The organism is Pseudomonas spirodelae, assembly GCF_034653255.1.
GTDB classification, from domain to species: domain Bacteria; phylum Pseudomonadota; class Gammaproteobacteria; order Pseudomonadales; family Pseudomonadaceae; genus Aquipseudomonas; species Aquipseudomonas spirodelae.
This window is the reverse complement of sequence record NZ_JAYEET010000013.1, coordinates 50,137-65,695: the sequence shown is the minus strand read 5'-3', so window position 1 is coordinate 65,695 and position 15,559 is coordinate 50,137. Positions and strand designations below refer to the sequence as shown.

At 60.0% G+C, this 15,559-nt stretch carries 12 protein-coding genes and 1 pseudogene; 8 read left to right on the top strand and 5 right to left on the bottom strand.

Annotation, left to right across the window (positions count from 1 at the left end; genetic code table 11):
• Positions 1–9 precede the first annotated feature (9 nt).
• From SOP97_RS20285 to fadD2, 3 genes and pseudogenes are all read right to left on the bottom strand, one after another.
• A pseudogene (locus tag SOP97_RS20285) lies at positions 10–837 on the bottom strand (cache domain-containing protein); the annotation flags it as partial.
• Positions 838–1,008: 171 nt separating this feature from the next.
• Positions 1,009–2,691 (bottom strand): long-chain-fatty-acid--CoA ligase FadD1, encoded by a 1,683-nt coding sequence (gene fadD1 / locus SOP97_RS05290; RefSeq protein ID WP_322948480.1) that lies wholly within the window; start codon positions 2,689–2,691, stop codon positions 1,009–1,011.
• Positions 2,692–3,071: 380 nt separating this feature from the next.
• A complete protein-coding gene (fadD2, locus tag SOP97_RS05285; protein WP_322948479.1) occupies positions 3,072–4,760 on the bottom strand; it encodes a long-chain-fatty-acid--CoA ligase FadD2 in 1,689 nt (562 codons plus the stop codon).
• Between the two features lie 185 nt (positions 4,761–4,945).
• On the opposite strand from fadD2, the gene SOP97_RS05280 reads away from it, so the two are divergent.
• The 4 genes from SOP97_RS05280 (at position 4,946) to SOP97_RS05265 (ending at position 7,839) form a co-directional block, all read left to right on the top strand.
• Positions 4,946–5,674, top strand: coding sequence for a substrate-binding periplasmic protein (locus SOP97_RS05280; RefSeq protein WP_274086816.1), 729 nt, complete (start codon positions 4,946–4,948; stop codon positions 5,672–5,674).
• 72 nt (positions 5,675–5,746) lie between these two features.
• Complete coding sequence (locus tag SOP97_RS05275; RefSeq protein WP_274086817.1) at positions 5,747–6,709, top strand: alpha/beta hydrolase; 963 nt, start codon at positions 5,747–5,749, stop codon at positions 6,707–6,709.
• Positions 6,706–7,176 (top strand): MaoC family dehydratase, encoded by a 471-nt coding sequence (locus SOP97_RS05270; protein WP_322948478.1) that lies wholly within the window; start codon positions 6,706–6,708, stop codon positions 7,174–7,176. Before SOP97_RS05275 ends, SOP97_RS05270 begins: the two co-directional genes overlap by 4 nt.
• Positions 7,177–7,332: 156 nt before the next feature.
• Positions 7,333–7,839, top strand: coding sequence for a DUF1993 domain-containing protein (locus SOP97_RS05265; protein ID WP_322948477.1), 507 nt, complete (start codon positions 7,333–7,335; stop codon positions 7,837–7,839).
• Positions 7,840–7,928: 89 nt separating this feature from the next.
• Here SOP97_RS05265 and SOP97_RS05260 read toward each other — a convergent pair whose 3' ends face one another.
• Both SOP97_RS05260 and metE read right to left on the bottom strand, forming a co-directional pair.
• Positions 7,929–8,918: an alpha/beta fold hydrolase gene (locus SOP97_RS05260; protein ID WP_322948476.1), complete on the bottom strand. Its 990-nt coding sequence runs from the start codon at positions 8,916–8,918 to the stop codon at positions 7,929–7,931.
• 218 nt (positions 8,919–9,136) lie between these two features.
• Complete coding sequence (gene metE / locus SOP97_RS05255) at positions 9,137–11,440, bottom strand: 5-methyltetrahydropteroyltriglutamate--homocysteine S-methyltransferase (RefSeq protein WP_322948475.1); 2,304 nt, start codon at positions 11,438–11,440, stop codon at positions 9,137–9,139.
• 190 nt (positions 11,441–11,630) lie between these two features.
• On the opposite strand from metE, the gene metR reads away from it, so the two are divergent.
• From metR to SOP97_RS05235, 4 genes are all read left to right on the top strand, one after another.
• Positions 11,631–12,548: a transcriptional regulator MetR gene (gene metR, locus SOP97_RS05250; protein WP_274086822.1), complete on the top strand. Its 918-nt coding sequence runs from the start codon at positions 11,631–11,633 to the stop codon at positions 12,546–12,548.
• Between the two features lie 247 nt (positions 12,549–12,795).
• Positions 12,796–13,716 (top strand): bestrophin family protein, encoded by a 921-nt coding sequence (locus SOP97_RS05245; RefSeq protein ID WP_322948474.1) that lies wholly within the window; start codon positions 12,796–12,798, stop codon positions 13,714–13,716.
• A 97-nt stretch (positions 13,717–13,813) separates the two neighbouring features.
• Positions 13,814–14,470 (top strand): TetR/AcrR family transcriptional regulator, encoded by a 657-nt coding sequence (locus SOP97_RS05240; protein ID WP_322948473.1) that lies wholly within the window; start codon positions 13,814–13,816, stop codon positions 14,468–14,470.
• Between the two features lie 6 nt (positions 14,471–14,476).
• Positions 14,477–15,559 carry an efflux RND transporter periplasmic adaptor subunit gene (locus SOP97_RS05235; RefSeq protein WP_322948472.1) on the top strand — a complete coding sequence of 361 codons (1,083 nt, stop codon included), beginning with the start codon at positions 14,477–14,479 and terminating at the stop codon, positions 15,557–15,559.

Below are 15,559 nucleotides of genomic sequence, written 5' to 3'. Positions count from 1 at the left end.
AATTTTCTCCACGAACCGGTTGAAGGAGCCGGCCAACTCGCCCATTTCATCCTGGCTGGTAATCGGTAGGCGATGGGTCAGGTCACCGTCGCCAGCAGCCATGTCATCGAGGTTGCGCTTAATCAGCAGCAGTGGACGCAGCAACGACTGGCTGAGGCCCATGGCGAGGATCGCAATCACCACCAATAAGCCCAGGGCCGAACCGATCATGATCAGCAGCAAGCGGTCGATGCTCTTTTGGAACTCAGCACGCGCCACTTGCACATCACGCTCGACACCGTCGAGGTTCAGCGACGTACCGAACACCATCTTCCACTTCGGCAGGTGCTCGGAGTACCCCACCTTCGGCACCAGCTCAGTACTGCCACCCAGCACAAAGCTGTAGTTCACGTAATGGCTGCCATCGATACCGGCACGCACCAGCTCACGAATGGCATAGACGCCATTGGGGTCGCGGAAATTATTGAAGCTTTCGCCGATCAGCTGCCCGGTATTGCCTTGCAGTAAACGCACGATCTGCTCGTCGTAGCCCCAGAAGTAGCCGTCATCACCGTAAGACAAGCGCTCAAGAACCTTCACGGCCTCAGCGCGCGCCGCCATATCTCCTTCCGCCGAAGCCTGATATAGCGGTGCCAGCATATTCTTGGCTAGCTCGACATATTGCTTAAGCTCGGCTTGACGATCCTTGATCAGGCTTTCACGGGTTTTGCTTTCCTGCTGGTCGGCAAGGCTTTGCAATTGATGCACAGCTACGGCGCTGAGCAGAATCGCCAGTAGAAAAATCGGACCGAGTGCAAGCAACAACAGTTTGGAGCGTACGCGCAACGTTGAAAGCATCACCAACTACCTCATCGAAGGACAGACCACAGCAGCGGCTCAGCGCTTTACCGTATCGACTATTACTTACAGCTATATAGCGACCGCTGACGGAAATAATTGAGCAGGTTTTTCAGCCCATACAAAAAGACCCCGAATATCGGGGTCTTTTATGGCGAAACGCAGGCGCCGTTACTGCATTTTCTTCAGTTCTTCGTCACGCAGTTCGCGGCGCAGAATCTTGCCGACGTTGGTGGTCGGCAGTACGTCGCGGAACTCGACGGCCTTGGGCACCTTATAACCGGTGACATTGGCGCGCATGTGCTCCATGACCTGCTCTTTGGTCAGAGTTTCACCCGGCTTGACCACCACAAAAATCTTGATCGCTTCACCCGACTTCTCGTCCGGCACACCAATGGCCGCGCATTGCAGCACGCCCGGCAAGGTGGCCAGTACGTCTTCCAGCTCATTCGGGTAGACGTTGAAGCCGGACACCAGAATCATGTCCTTCTTGCGGTCGACGATGCGCATATAACCGTCGTCCTGAATCACCGCGATGTCGCCGGTCTTCAGCCAACCATCGGCATCAAGGACTTCGTCGGTGGCTTCCTGACGCTGCCAATAGCCCTTCATCACCTGCGGGCCTTTGACGCACAGCTCACCAATCGATCCCAGCGGCTGCTCAACGCCTTCATCGTCGATCACCTTGCACAGGGTCGACGGCACCGGAATGCCGATGGTGCCGATCTGAATATTGCTGAACGGGTTAACCGAGGCCACCGGGCTGGTTTCGGTCATGCCGAAGCCTTCGCAGATCGAGCAACCGGTCACCTGCTTCCAGCGCTCGGCAGTCGCCAATTGCAGGGCCATGCCGCCGGAGAAGGTGGCTTTCAGGGTGGAGAAATCCAGCTTGCGGAAATCTTCGTTGTTGCACAGGGCCACGAACAAGGTATTGAGGCCAACAAACCCGGTGAACTTGTACCTGGCCAGGTCTTTGGTCATGGCTGGCAGATCACGCGGGTTGGTGATCAGCACGTTGTGCCCACCAATCAGCATCATCGCCATGCAATGAAAGGTGAACGCGTAGATGTGGTACAGCGGCAATGGCGCGATCAGCACTTCGCTGCCTTCGCTCATTTCCGCGCCCATCAGCGCTTTAACCTGGAGCATGTTGGCGATCAGGTTGCGGTGGGTCAGCATCGCGCCCTTGGCCACGCCGGTAGTGCCGCCGGTGTATTGCAATACAGCGATTTCGCCATTGTTCGGTGCGGCGTCAGTAGACGTCTGACCGCGGCCCTTGGCCATGGCTGCAGTGAACTTGACCGCGCGCGGCAGGTTGTAGGCCGGCACCATCTTCTTCACGTGCTTGACCACGCTGTTGACCAGCAGGCGCTTGAGCGGCGACAGCATGTCGCCCACTTCAGTGATGATGACCGTCTTGATCCCGGTTTTCGGCAGTACCTGCTCAACCAGATGGGCCATGTTGGCCAGGCTGACCAGCGCTTTGGCGTCGGAGTCGTTGAACTGGTGCTCCAACTCACGTGCGGTGTACAGCGGGTTGGTGTTGACCACCACCAGACCGGCGCGCAAGGCGCCAAACACCACAACCGGGTACTGCAACACGTTGGGCAGTTGCACGGCGATGCGGTCGCCGGGCTGTAAATCGGTGTTTTGCTGCAAGTAGGCGGCAAACACGCCAGACAACTCGTACAGCTCACCGTAGGTAATGGTTTTACCCATATTGCTGAAAGCTGGCTTGTCGGCGAAGCGTTGGCAGGACTCTTTCAGTACCGCCTGGATATTCGGGTACTGGTCAGGATTGATTTCGGCAGCAATCCCAACGGGATACTTATCCTTCCAAAAGTTTTCGTTCATGGAAGCCCACTCCTCAGCAACAGCTTGATCTTCACCGCGCATAGACGGCTGTTTATTGTAGATTCGCGTGTTTTTAATAATTTAAACGGCAGAAAAATGCCGGGAGCATTTTTTGAGGGTGCACCGCGATGGCCTAAAAGGCCGGTCGCTATAGATGACGGATCACAAAAAAGCCGGCCGAGGGTAGCAGCTTTGCCAAACAGCGACTAGCACCAATAAGTGCCGCCACAGTCACTAAAACGACCGTAAAAGCTAATTCGGTCACTTTGATAATATCGCCAGAACCTTCGAGCTATAGGCCTTGCAGAGGGATTACTCGGTTTTCCGCCGGCACCTCAGAACGAGCGGGCGCTGTTCTGAGGCACCAACAGAAACACCGGTCAGGCGATATCGCGCAGTTCGCGACGGAGGATTTTGCCCACGGGGGTCATTGGCAACGAATCACGGAAGACAATCTGCTTGGGCACCTTGTAGCCGGTGAAGTTTTCCTTGCAGTAGGCCTTGAGCGTATCGGCATCGAGGCTGCTGTCGCGGGCCACTACGAACAGTTTGACCGCTTCTCCGGACTTCTCGTCCGGCACGCCGATAGCCGCACAGCTGACCACTTGTGGATGGGCCATGACCACATCCTCGATCTCGTTGGGGTACACGTTAAAGCCCGAGACGATGATCATGTCCTTCTTACGGTCGACGATGCGCACGAAGCCGTCCGGGTCGATCACCGCCACGTCACCACTCTTGAACCAGCCCTCGGCATCCAGCACCTCGGCGGTGGCTTCCTCGCGCTGCCAGTAGCCCTTCATTACCTGCGGGCCCTTGATGCACAGCTCGCCGCGCTCGCCCAGGGGCTGCTCGACGCCATCGTCGTCGATTACCTTGAACGCCGTACCCGGTACCGGAATGCCAACAGTGCCCAGGCGCACTTTGTCACCGTAGGCATTGGTGCTGGCCACCGGGGAGGTTTCGGTCAGGCCATAGCCTTCGGTGACCGGGCAGCCGGTCACCGCCTGCCAGCGCTCGGCCGTGGCTTTGACCAGTGCGGTACCACCGGAGTTGGTCAGTTTGAAATGGGAGAAATCAAGGTTCTTGAATTCCGGGTGATCCATCAACGCGACGAACAAGGTGTTGAGCCCCAGCAGCGCCGAGAACTGCCACTTACCCAGCTCTTTGACGAAACCTGAGATATCCCGCGGGTTGGTGATCAGCACGTTGTGATTACCGTTGACCATCATGCACATGCAGTTCGCGGTGAAGGCATAGATATGATAGAGCGGCAGCGGCGCGATCATGATTTCCTGGCCCTGCTTCATCAGCGGGCTGCCATCATCGCCGAGCTGCGACAGGCAGGCATCCACCTGCAGCATATTGGCCACCAGGTTGCCGTGGGTGAGCATCGCGCCCTTGGCCACGCCTGTGGTGCCGCCGGTGTATTGCAGCACCGCGATATCGTCTTGGCCAACCTTGACCGGTTTCAGCGCATGGCCTTGGCCCTGCTTGAGCGCATCCTTGAACGCCACCGCCTGCGGCAGGTGGTAGTCAGGGACCATCTTCTTGACCTTCTTCACCACGGTGTTGACCAGCCAGCCCTTTAAGCTCGGCAGCATGTCGCCCATTTTGGCTTCGATCAGGTAATCGATCTCGGTATCGGGCAGCACGTCCTGCACCAGCTTGCCGAACATGTTCAGGTACACCAGCGCGCGCACGCCGGCATCCTTGAACTGGTGGCGCATCTCGCGGGCGGTGTAGAGCGGGTTGGTGTTGACCACAATCAGCCCGGCACGCATCGCGCCGAACACGGCAATCGGATACTGCAGCACGTTGGGCATCTGCACGGCGATACGGTCACCCGGCTGCAGGTCAGTGTGCTTTTGCAGGTAAGCGGCAAAAGCCGCCGAGAGCCGGTCCAACTCGGCATAGGTCAGTGTCACCCCCATGTTGCTGAAAGCGGACCGGTCGGCGAACTTCTTGCACGAGCGCTCGAACACCTCGATAACCGACTTATAAGCCCCCAAATCGATGTCATTGGGGACGCCGGCCGGGCGTTTGTCGCTCCAGAAATCAGGCTGCATTATTTTTATCCTCTTGCCCTGAGATGGTCTGATCCGCGCTGCGGAGTTGGCTGGAACTTAACAGTTAACGCCATACAGGCAAATAGCCTGGCAGCGTCATTGACGCACTGAATCTTGCCGCTCCCTGTGGAACTATCCTGGGCCGCCACGTATAACCGTTCAGGTCATAACCATAAAAATTCGCCATGCCTTTGATTCTGCCCATGCTGGCCTTACTGATTCTGCTCGCGCAGCCTGCGCAGGCCGAATCACAGCTGCGCATGGCCACCTTGGAGTACCCGCCCTACAGCTCTGAACACCTGCCCGATGGCGGCAGCATCGTCGCCCTGACCCGCCGTGCCTTTGCCGTGCGTGGTTACTCAGTACAGATTGATTTCATGCCGTGGCTGCGCGTTCGCAGGGCATTACAAAACCGTAGCCATCAGGGCGCAATGGCCTTATGGCCCAGCGACATTACAGCGGACGGGCTGCAAGCCTCGCGGCCACTCTTTTACAGCGAGCTGGGGCTATTTATCCGCAGCGACTATCCGCTGCAATTCACTGACTTAAAGCAACTGCGTGGGCAAACCTTAGGCATTGTGCGCGGTTATGCTTACCCGCAGCATGTGCTCGACGCGGGGTTGCACCTTGAAGAGGCCGTTAACGACATCAGCAACCTACGCAAACTCAAGGCCCGACGCTTCAACATGGTGCTGCTCGAACACATCGTTGGTAATCACCTGATCAATAACGATGAACAGCTGCGCGGCACACTGCGCTGGCACGGCAACGTGGTGGAACGGATTCCCCTGCTGGTCGGATTTATCCAGCCCAAGGCCGGCGAGCCCGACTGGAGCAAGGTGTTTGAGCAAGGCCTGCGCGACCTGCACAGCAGTGGCGAGTACATGCAAATTTTGCGCGAGCACAATCGCTAAACCCGCACGGACTTTGCGCCACGCCTTACTGGGTGCACAATGCCCAGCCTCTGCAGGCTTAAGGGATTCGCCATGCTCCACCAAGCGTTCTGGCTCGACAGCACCGATGCGGCGCCCCTCTACGTAAATCGTTGGTACAGCGAGCAACCGCCCAAAGCATTGGTGATGGTGGCCCATGGCATGGCCGAACACAGTGGCCGCTATGCACGGCTGGCTGAAGCGTTGGTGGCGCAGGGTTTCGAGCTGTACGCGCACGACCAGCGCGGACATGGCAAAACCGCTGAGTATGGCGTGCTCGGCCACTATGCCGACAGCAAGGGCTGGGAGCTGGTGGTCAATGACCTGGCCAACCTTAATCACCATATGCGCCAGAGCCACCCGCAAACGCCGATTTTCCTGCTTGGCCACAGCATGGGCAGCTACATCAGCCAGGCCTACCTCATGCACCATAGCTGTAGCTTGCAGGGGGCGATTCTCTCCGGCTCCAACTACCAGCCCGTGGCGCTGTACCGCGCCGGCCAGTTGCTCGCGCGTTTCGAACGCTGGCGGCAAGGCCCGCTGGGCTATAGCGCGCTGCTTGAGTTCGTCTCGTTCGGCTCGTTCAACAAGGCCTTCAAGCCCAACCGCACGACTTTCGACTGGCTGAGCCGCGACCCGTTGGAGGTCGATAAGTACATCAATGACCCACTGTGCGGCTTCCGCTGCAGCAACCAGTTGTGGATCGACCTACTCGGCGGCCTGCAACAGATCACGCCGCTGCGCAGCCTCGCGCAGATCGACAACAGCCTGCCGCTGCTGGTCATTGGCGGCGCGTGTGACCCCGTGAGCGACGGCCACCGTCAACAAGACCTGGGCAATGCCCTGATCGCCGCCGGCAACACGCAGGTACAGGTCAAAATCTACCCGGGTGCCCGTCACGAACTGCTCAACGAGAGCAACCGCGACGACGTCACCACTTACCTCATCGACTGGTTGCACCAGGCACTTAGCCAACCGCGCCAGCGCCACCCACAAAGCCAAGCGAGTCATCCATGAGCCAAAGCAGCAACACGCCCTACGACGCCATTGAAGTCGGTCAAACGGCCAACTACAGCAAGACCGTCACTGAACGCGATATTCAGCTGTTTGCCGAAGTCTCTGGCGACCACAACCCGGTGCACCTGGATGCCGAATACGCCGCCACCACCATGTTCAAAGAGCGCATCGCCCACGGCATGTTCAGCGGTGCGTTGATCAGCGCTGCGGTGGCCTGTGAGTTGCCTGGCCCGGGCACCATTTATATTGGCCAGAGCATGCGTTTTACCGCGCCGGTAAAACTCGGTGACACCCTCACCGTGCGCCTGGAAATTCTGGAAAAACTGCCGAAATTCCGCGTGCGCGTAGCCACCCGCGTGTTCAACCAGAACGATGAAATGGTGGTAGACGGTGAAGCGGAAATCCTCGCGCCGCGCAAAGCGCAGACCGTTGAGCTGACAAAGTTGCCGCCGATCACCATCGGCTAAAAAGCACAACTGCTCAGCGGTACACCGCTTCTGCGGCAAGTTCCTAAACAGCCTCTAAGCTTGTTAGCCCACGTCACCGCTGCTCCCTGCAGCGGTGCACGCCCCACCCACACAATCGCGCCAAGGCAATCCGTTTTGGCGCCTCTGGAGATTTCCATGTCCCTGTCCATGTACCACGCCTCCATCCCAGTCTTTACCCGCCAGCTCACCAACCTGTCGACCATCCTCGGCATCGCCGCCGCCCACGCCGAAGAGAAAAAGATCGAACAAAGCGTGTTTCTCAACGCGCGCCTGGCCCCCGATATGTTCCCGCTGAGCCGTCAGGTGCAGATCGCCTGTGATGGCGCCAAGGCAGGCGCGGCACTGCTGGCGGAAGTGGAAGCACCGAGCCACGCCGACGACGAAACCACCTTCGCCGAACTGCAAGCGCGCATCGCCAAGACCCTGACCTTCCTGCAAAGCCTCAGCGCCGCGCAGATTGATGGCAGCGACGCACGTACCGTGACACTCAAGCGCCGCGACAAAGAAACCCACTTTCAGGGCCAGGCGTTCCTGCTTGATCACGTGCTGCCGAACTTCTATTTCCACTACACCACCGCCTACGCCATCCTGCGCCACAACGGCGTCAACATCGGCAAACGTGACTTCCTCGGCACCCGCTAAAAATCGATTTACGATCTGCTGCGCGTCGGCCCTGCCGCGTTTAAAACAGGCTCGCGAGATCGTAAAACAGATCTTAAGAGTCGACAGCCCTAAAGCCGCGCCCACTGCCCATCGCCCCGATGGGCCTGCAGGTGCGGCAACACTGCGGCCAGCAGCGGCTCTTTGAAGGCTTCCTGGAAGCGATGGGCCAGGCCCGGAATCAACTTCAACTCACTGCCCTTGATATGCGCCGCCACATGCACGCCGTGCATCACCGGTAGCAAAGGGTCAGCGGTGCCATGCACCACCAGGGTCGGTACGCGTAGACGATTGAGCAGGTCAACCCGGCTCGGCTCAGCCAGGATCGCCAGCAACTGGCGCTCCACGCCTTGCGGATTAAACGCTCGGTCGTAGGCCAGCTCAGCCTGTTGCACCAGCTGTTCGCGGTCATCCGTGACCGTTGGGCTGCCCAATGCAGCCAACAAATCCGCCTGCTGCTGCAGCGCCACGGCGCGATTCGGCGCTTCACGTTTGGCCAGTAACGCCAATAACGCATTGCTTGGCGCCGGCAAACCCTGGGCACCGGAGCTGGTCATGATCAGGGTCAAGCTCTGCACCCGTTCAGGCGCAAGGTCGGCCATATGCTGGGCAATCATCCCGCCCATGCTCGCGCCCAGCACATGAAACCGCCGCACGCTCAGGGCATCCATCAATTCCAGGGCATCTTCGGCCATATCACGCAGCCCATAAGGGGCCGATACGGATAAACCCACGCGATAGCGCAGGGCTTCATAGGTCAGGTTGATAGACGGCGTCGCATGCGCCCAGGCGCTCAAACCCACATCGCGATTATCAAAGCGAATGACGCGAAAGCCTTGCTGGCAAAGGCGCACGACCACTTCATCGGGCCAGTGAATCAGCTGTCCACCCAGTCCCATCACCAGCAGCAACGCCGGATCACTGCTGCGCCCGATGCTCTGGTACGCCAGGCGCACCTCGCCGACGTCGGCCATGGCGGTCGGCACCTGAACATCACACCGTTGAGCGGCTAAAACAGGCACGCCGCAGAGCAGTGCGGCGAGAAAAATAAGTACACGCATAACATCACCACATCACAGGACAGCGAAACGCAGCCCCCCATTAAGACGCGAGTGTGGTGATAGTTGTACAAGCGCGCTGCCACACAACCGTGACAGTTTGATGAAGGGAGACGAGCGGTTACTCAACAACCACAGAAAATACAGAAGCTCGCGGCTAAAGCCCCTCCCACGGACCTCTTGCTGCTGTGGGAGGGGCTTTAGCCGCGACAGAACAGCGATCAGGCCAACTCAGTCCGCAGCTGACGGGCCGCCGCGACCATGTTCACCAGCGCCGCTTCAGTCTCCGGCCAGGCGCGGGTTTTCAGGCCGCAGTCTGGGTTGACCCACAAGCGCTCAACGGGAATACGCTGGGCGGCCTTACGCAACAAGTTGGCCATCTCGGCTGTATCCGGCACTCGCGGCGAGTGAATATCGTAAACCCCTGGGCCAATGTCGTTGGGGTAAGCGAACGCCTCAAAGGCCTGCAACAGTTCCATGTCCGAACGCGAGGTTTCGATGGTGATCACGTCGGCATCCATGGCGGCGATGGACTCGATCACATCGTTGAACTCGCTGTAGCACATATGGGTGTGGATCTGCGTTTCGTCGCGCACACCCGAGGCGCACAGGCGGAACGCCTCGGTGGCCCAATTCAGGTAACCCTGCCACTGCGCATTCCGCAGCGGCAGGCCTTCGCGGAACGCGGCTTCGTCGATCTGGATGATCTTGATACCGGCCGTTTCCAGGTCCACCACCTCGTCACGAATGGCCAGGGCCAGCTGGCGCGCCTGCTGCTCGCGGGAAATATCGTCACGCGCAAAAGACCACATCAGCATGGTCACCGGGCCAGTGAGCATGCCCTTCATCACCTTCTGGGTCAGGGTTTGCGCATAGCCGATCCAGGCCACCGTCATGGCCTTGGGCCGGCTCAGGTCGCCATAGATCACCGCCGGTTTGACGCAGCGCGAGCCGTAGCTCTGCACCCAGCCGAAGCGGGTAAAGGCATAGCCGTCGAGTTGCTCGGCGAAGTACTCGACCATGTCATTGCGCTCGGCCTCGCCATGCACCAGCACGTCCAGGCCGAGGTTTTCCTGCACCTCGACCGCATGGCGAATCTCGCTGTGCATGGCCTCGGTGTAGTCAGCGGCCGACAGCTTGCCGGCCTTGAATTCTTGGCGCGCCAGACGGATGGCGGCGGTTTGCGGGAACGAGCCGATGGTGGTGGTAGGGAACGCCGGCAGTTGCAAGCGCTCGCGCTGTTGCTCGATACGCTGCACAAATGGCGATTGGCGTTGGCTGTCGGCAGCCGTAATCGCGGCTAGGCGGGCCTGCACCGCCGGTTTGTGGATGCGCGGCGATTGCGCGCGACTGGCCTGCACCGCATTGCTGGCCGCCAAGGCGGCTTGCACCTCGGCGTTCTGCGGGTCATTCAGGGCCTTCGTCAGCAGTGCAACTTCCTCGCACTTCTGCACGGCGAAGGCCAGCCAGCTTTTCAGCTCATCATCCAGTTTGTCTTCACGGTTCAGATCGACCGGGCTGTGCAGCAGCGAGCAGCTCGGTGCCACCCACAGGCGCTCACCCAAGCGCTCCTGAGCCTGCTGCAGAATCTCCAGCACCGCCTGCAGATCAGTGCGCCAGACGTTACGCCCGTTGACCACACCCAGCGACAACACCTTGTAGGCCGGCAGCCGGTCGAGAATGGTCGGGAACTGCTCGGGGGCGCGCACCAAGTCGATATGCAGACCATCCACCGGCAGGCTCGCGGCTAGGCCGAGGTTGTCTTCCAGGCCGCCGAAGTAGGTGGCGATCAGCCTCTTGCCTGGCTCGCGATGCAGCAGGTTGTAGGCCCGCTCGAAAGCGTTCTTCCAATCCTGCGGCAGGTCCAGCGCCAGGATCGGCTCGTCGATTTGCACCCATTCCACACCCTGAGCGGCCAGGCGCTGAAGGATTTCGCCGTAAACCGGCAGCAGGCGCTCCAGCAGATCGAGGCGATCAAACTCGCCGCCCTTGGCCTTGCCCAGCCACAGGTAAGTCAACGGCCCGATCAGCACCGGTTTGATGGTATGACCCAAGGCGTGCGCTTGCTCGACCTCATCAAACAGTTGCGTCCAGCTCAGCTGGAACTGCTGATCGGCCGTGAACTCCGGGACGAGGTAGTGGTAGTTGGTATCAAACCACTTGGTCATCTCTTGGGCATGGGCCCCAGCGCAGCAGCTGTTGCCGCTCTTGCTGGCAACGGCCCCCCGCGCCATAGCAAACAGGGTCTCCAGGGTCGGCTTGCCGTCTGCGGGGCGGAAACGCTCGGGGATCACGCCGAAGGTCAGCGAGTGGCTCAGTACGTGGTCGTACCAGGCAAAGTCGCCGACCGGCAACAGGTCGAGGCCAGCAGCCTTTTGCACCTGCCAATGGGCGGCACGTAGCTCACGGCCAACCGCCTGCAAGCCCGCTTCATCCAGCCCGCCTTGCCAGTAGGCTTCCAGGGCCTTTTTCAGCTCACGGTCGCGGCCGATACGCGGAAAACCAAGGGAATGGGACAGGGCCATGTCGAAACGCTCCATAGATAAACAAGATGGGGCGTATTCTCGGCAAGCAAGGATAGTGAAACAAACTCAATCTATTCGCCTTGATCTACAGTTTTATTCATGTAGGGTAACTGACGTTGTTTTCATCCCCTCTTGAACACACACCTCAAGAATGGATGAGTGAAGCGTCATTCCTTACCCCGAGGCCTCCATGCTCGAACTGCGCCACCTGAAAACCCTGCACGCCCTGCGCGAAAGCGAAAGCCTGGTGGACGCCGCCGAGCGCCTGCACCTGACGCAATCGGCCCTGTCCCACCAATTCAAGGAATTGGAAGAACGCCTGGGTATGCAGCTGTTTGTGCGCAAGACCAAGCCGGTGCGCTTTACCAGTGCCGGCCTGCGCCTACTGCAACTGTCCGACACGGTATTGCCGCTGCTGCGCGGTGCCGAGCGCGACCTGGCGCGCCTAGCTGGCGGCACGGCCGGGCGCCTGCATATGGCCATTGAATGCCACAGCTGCTTCCAGTGGCTGATGCCAACCATCGACCAGTTTCGTGATGCCTGGCCGGAAGTCGAATTGGACCTGGCCTCGGGCTTCTCCTTTGCCCCGCTGCCAGCCTTGGCGCGCGGCGATCTGGACCTGGTGGTGACCTCTGATCCACTGGAATTGGCCGGCATCACCTATGTGCCACTGTTCACCTATGAGGCCATGCTGGCCGTGGCCAATCAGCATGCGCTGGCCAATAAAGCCTGCATCAAGCCGGAAGACCTGGCCAGCGAGACCCTGATCACCTACCCGGTGGAGCGCGACCGCCTGGATATCTTCACCCGCTTCCTAGAGCCGGCGGATGTCGAGCCCGCGCAAGTGCGCACCTCCGAGCTGACGGTGATGATGATGCAGCTGGTCGCCAGCGGCCGTGGCGTCTGCGGTTTGCCTAACTGGGCGCTGCATGAATACAGCTCGCGCGGCTACGTCACCGCCAAGCGTTTAGGCGACAAAGGTCTGTTCGCTACGCTGTACGCCGGCATTCGCACCGACATGCTCGACGCGCCGTTTATGCGCGACTTCCTGCTGACCGCCAAGGACACCTCCTTCGCCAACCTGGAAGGCGTCAGCGTGGCACGCTAAGGCCGCAACCAAGGCAGGATGGGGTCGCCGCGCAGCGCTCTAACCCAGCGTTTGCGTGATGACTATCGCGCTGCGCACCCGATCCTGCGTGCACAACTCAATCGCTCCGGAACAACGCTTTAGCCTCGCCCGATAAACACGATAAAAAAGCCTGAACGACAGGCATCAATGCCCTAGGCAGCGGCTGGGCAGCGGCGCATAATTCGCGCCGCTCAAGCCCCCTCCGATCCCTGGATGCACTTCCGTCATGATCGTTCGCCCGCGCCCCAATGCGCTGCACCTGTTCTTCGTTCGCCGTGGTTCAATCTTCCCGCATATCGCCTCCAAACTGCTTAGCATTACGCTGCTGTCCTGCGTGGTGGTGGGGCTCTATGAGTTTGGCTGGATGCAGTGGCTCAGCCACGTCAGCGCGCCGCCTTTTTCGCTGTTAGGGTTGGCTCTCTCGGTGTTTCTCGGCTTTCGCAACAGCGCCTGTTATGAGCGCTGGTGGGAAGCGCGCAAGCAGTGGGGTGAGCTGATTATTCAAGCCCGCGGCCTGGCCCGCGAATGCCAAGCCCTCTTGCCCGGTGACGACAATGCACGGCTGCGCCGCCTGACCATCGAACGCTGCATTGCTTTCGCCCACGCCCTGGCCGCCCATCTGCGTGGCCAGGATGCGGCGGCGGCCTGTGCGGCCTGGCTCAGCCCGGATGAACTGACGGCACTGCGCCAACGGCGCAACGTGCCAGACACCCTGCTCAACTGGATCAACCAGGATCTGGCCCTCTGCGTACGCGAACAACGCCTCAGCGACGTGCTCTATCGCGGCCTGGAGCAACGCCTGGATACCTTGGCGTCCAGCCAGGCGATTTGCGAACGGATCAAAAGCACGCCAACGCCGTTCGCCTACACCTTGCTACTGCACCGCACGGCCTGGTTGTTCTGCATGCTGCTGCCGTTTGGTTTAGTCAGCTCACTGGAGCTGCTCACGCCGGTGCTTGTGACGATTATTGCCTACACCTTCTTCGGCCTGGATGCGCTGGGTGACGAGCTGGAGGAGCCCTTTGGCTTGTCGGACAACGACTTACCCCTGAGCGCCATGGTCCGCGGCATTGAGATCGACTTGCTGGAAAACCTAGGCGATGCGCTGCCCGAACCGCTGCAACCGCAAGGCTATATTTTGCAGTAGCAAGCGCCCGCGCCAACGCTTGTTACAAGGACTCGCTTGCAGGCCGTGACCGACAGTCATAGAGTGACCGACAGTCACGACCTGCAAGCGAGTCGCCATGCGCTATCAAGACCAACTCTTCGAACAACGTGAAAGCGCCATCCTCGATACCGCCCGCCGGCTATTTACCGAGCAGCCCTGGGATCGCGTCACCATTGCCGAAGTCGCGACTGCCGCGGGTATCGGTAAGGGCACGGTGTACAAACACTTCCCCAGCAAAGAAGCGCTGTATGCGCGCCTGGTACTCGACCTCAACCAGATAAACCTGCACGAACTGCGTGCCCTGCAGGCCGCCAGTTCAGCCCAAGATGCAATGCGCACAGTAATCCGCCGCGCGTTCGAACAGATGCTGGCCAACCCAATAGAAACGCAGCTGTGCTTGCACTGCGACCGCCCGGAGTTTCAAGAGCGCCTGGAAGCCCCGTTCCGCCAGCAGTTTCTTGACCTGGAGTGCGAGTATCAGCGGTTCTTCGCCGACTTGCTTAGCGCCACCCTGGACAACCAAACCCTCAGCCAAGCCGACACGCAGAACCTGCTGTGGGGCGTCGAAGCCTGTGTCAGTGGCGTTATGACGCGCATTGCCTCAGGTGGCTTCGCCCATTGGGCCGAGCCGATTGCCCTGGATGACTACTTCGCCCGCGTCACCGACTTCATCATTGCCGGCCTGCGCGCACAGGCGGCTGCACTGCTTGCCCACCCTTCTCGCCACGAGTAACCACCCATGTTCAGTCAGCTGTCTAGACGCCCCTGGTTGATCGCGATTGCCGTCAGCGTAGTGCTTGTGCTGTGGCTACTCAGCGGCGCGCTGTTGAAAACCCAAGAAACCGCTAGCGCCGATGCCCCCGTGCAAGCGCCAGGTCTGGCCAAAGTTGAAGTGCAGTGGCTGCAAGCCAGCCCGATGCAGCGCGAGCATGTGGTGCAGGGGCAGGTTGAGGCCTGGCGTCGCGTCGAGTTGCGCTCACAAATCAGCGGCACGGTGATTCGCCTGGATCAGGACAAAGGCAGCCCGGTCAAGCAAGGCCAGGTGTTGCTCAGCTTGTCCACGGACAACCGCCCGGCCCAGCTGGCCAAGGGTGAAGCCGATGTGCGCCAGCGCGAGGCGGATGCCAAGGCCGCCGCGCGCCTGCGTGAACGCAATATGATTTCCACCAACGAGCTGATCCGCCTGCAAAGTGAGCTGGCCAAGGCCCGCGCCGAGCTGGACCTGGCGCGTATTCAGCTGAGCCACACGCAGATCACAGCGCCCTTTGCCGGCATGTATGAGCAGCGCATGGTCGAGTTGGGGGATTTCGTCCAGCCCGGGCAAAGCCTGCTGACCCTGGTCGACATCAGCCTGCTTAAAGTCAGCGCGCAGATCGCCCAGCAGGAAGTCACCCAACTGACGCTCGGCCAGCCGGTGAAAATTGAACTGCTCGATGGCCGCGAACTGCAGGGCGAACTGCACTTTATCGCAGCCGCCGCCGACCCCGACTCGCGCAGTTTTCGCATCGAGGTCAAGGTCGATAATGCCCAGGCGCTGCGTTTAGCCGGGGCAAGCGCAACCCTGCATATCCAAACGGGCGAGTCCCTGGCGCAGCGTATTTCTCCGGCGTTGTTGAGCCTGGATAAAGCCGGGCGCCACGGGGTCAAATGGGTCAACGAGCAGCAACAGGTGGTGTTCACCCCGGTGCAGCTGATCAGTGTCGACAACCAGGGCGCCTGGGTCAGCGGCTTACCGAATAAGGTCGCGCTGATTACCCTCGGCCAGGGCTTTGTCGAACCCGGCCAGCAGGTGATCAGCCAGTTGGCCAAAGGGAGCAACTGA

Coding starts and splice junctions, on each gene's coding strand:
- SOP97_RS05260 (WP_322948476.1), bottom strand. CDS start 8,918: ATGCGTGTACTTATTTTTCTCGCCGCACTGCTCTGCGGCGTGCCTGTT.
- SOP97_RS05270 (WP_322948478.1), top strand. CDS start 6,706: ATGAGCCAAAGCAGCAACACGCCCTACGACGCCATTGAAGTCGGTCAA.
- SOP97_RS05235 (WP_322948472.1), top strand. CDS start 14,477: ATGTTCAGTCAGCTGTCTAGACGCCCCTGGTTGATCGCGATTGCCGTC.
- SOP97_RS05265 (WP_322948477.1), top strand. CDS start 7,333: ATGTCCCTGTCCATGTACCACGCCTCCATCCCAGTCTTTACCCGCCAG.
- metE (WP_322948475.1), bottom strand. CDS start 11,440: ATGGCCCTGTCCCATTCCCTTGGTTTTCCGCGTATCGGCCGCGACCGT.
- fadD2 (WP_322948479.1), bottom strand. CDS start 4,760: ATGCAGCCTGATTTCTGGAGCGACAAACGCCCGGCCGGCGTCCCCAAT.
- metR (WP_274086822.1), top strand. CDS start 11,631: ATGCTCGAACTGCGCCACCTGAAAACCCTGCACGCCCTGCGCGAAAGC.
- fadD1 (WP_322948480.1), bottom strand. CDS start 2,691: ATGAACGAAAACTTTTGGAAGGATAAGTATCCCGTTGGGATTGCTGCC.
- SOP97_RS05240 (WP_322948473.1), top strand. CDS start 13,814: ATGCGCTATCAAGACCAACTCTTCGAACAACGTGAAAGCGCCATCCTC.
- SOP97_RS05280 (WP_274086816.1), top strand. CDS start 4,946: ATGCCTTTGATTCTGCCCATGCTGGCCTTACTGATTCTGCTCGCGCAG.
- SOP97_RS05275 (WP_274086817.1), top strand. CDS start 5,747: ATGCTCCACCAAGCGTTCTGGCTCGACAGCACCGATGCGGCGCCCCTC.
- SOP97_RS05245 (WP_322948474.1), top strand. CDS start 12,796: ATGATCGTTCGCCCGCGCCCCAATGCGCTGCACCTGTTCTTCGTTCGC.